Here is a 938-nt window from a genome sequence, read left to right as displayed (position 1 = left end):
AGCAAGTAGCCGCGCAGCTCGGCCTGCACCGCCTGCATGGCGATATGGTCGAGCACGATATGGTGGAACTGCAGCACTGCCTCGACTCGCTGACTGCTCGGTTCGGTACGGTGCAGCAGGCGGATCAGCGGCGCCTGGCCAAGGTCCAGGCGCGCCAGGTGGGCGTCGTCGAGCGGCGCCAGTTGCAGCGGCGCCTGGCGCCAGACCACCTGTACCGGCTGCGGCAGGCCGTCCCAGAGCACCGCAGTGCGCAGGATGTCATGCCGGGCGATGACCTGTTCCAGGGCCTGGGCGAACACCCGCAGGCGCGCCGGGCTGTCGAAGCGCAGTCGCGCCCGCAGGGCATAGGGGTCGGCGTCCACGGCGCTGAGGTGCAGGTAGAGGATGCCCTCCTGCAGCGGCGCCAGGGGGTAGATGTCCTGGACATTGGCCGCGCCGCCCGGCACTGCGGCGACGATGCGCTCGATGGCAGCCGGATCCAGGTCCACCAACGGCAGCATGTCCGGGGTGATCTGGGTGCAGCCCGCCGGGATGCAGTTGGCCGGAACCGCCACCGCGCCGCCCTGGCCCAGGGTGGCCGCCAGCGCGGCCACGCTCGGTTGGCCGAACAAGGTGCGCACATCCACTTGCAGGCCAGCCTGGCGCAGGCGCGCGGTCAGGGTCACGGCCAGCAGCGAGTGGCCGCCCAGCTCGAAGAAGTTGTCGTGCCGCCCTACCCGCTCCACACCCAGCAGTTGCGACCAGATCTCGGCCAGCAACACCTCCGTCTCGCCTTCGGGCGCCTCGTATTGGCGCGCCGGCAGGTCCGGCTGCGGCAGCGCCTTGCGGTCCAGCTTGCCGTTGGGGGTCAGCGGCAAGGCGTCGAGCGCCATGAACAGCGCCGGCACCATGTACTCGGGCAGTTGCCCCAGCAGCGCCTCGCGCAGGGCCTCGGCGGG

General features: G+C 71.2%; 1 protein-coding gene. It reads right to left on the bottom strand.

Translation table 11 applies throughout. From position 1 onward, the window contains the following. Positions 1–938 (bottom strand): condensation domain-containing protein (locus tag ABZO33_RS26815; RefSeq protein ID WP_414538504.1); only part of this gene is annotated, 938 nt, incomplete at both ends.

The sequence above is a fragment of the Pseudomonas sp. CAM1A genome (assembly GCF_047501685.1).
GTDB lineage: Bacteria > Pseudomonadota > Gammaproteobacteria > Pseudomonadales > Pseudomonadaceae > Aquipseudomonas.
Note: the sequence above shows the minus strand (reverse complement) of the source record. Positions and strands in the feature narration are given on the sequence as shown.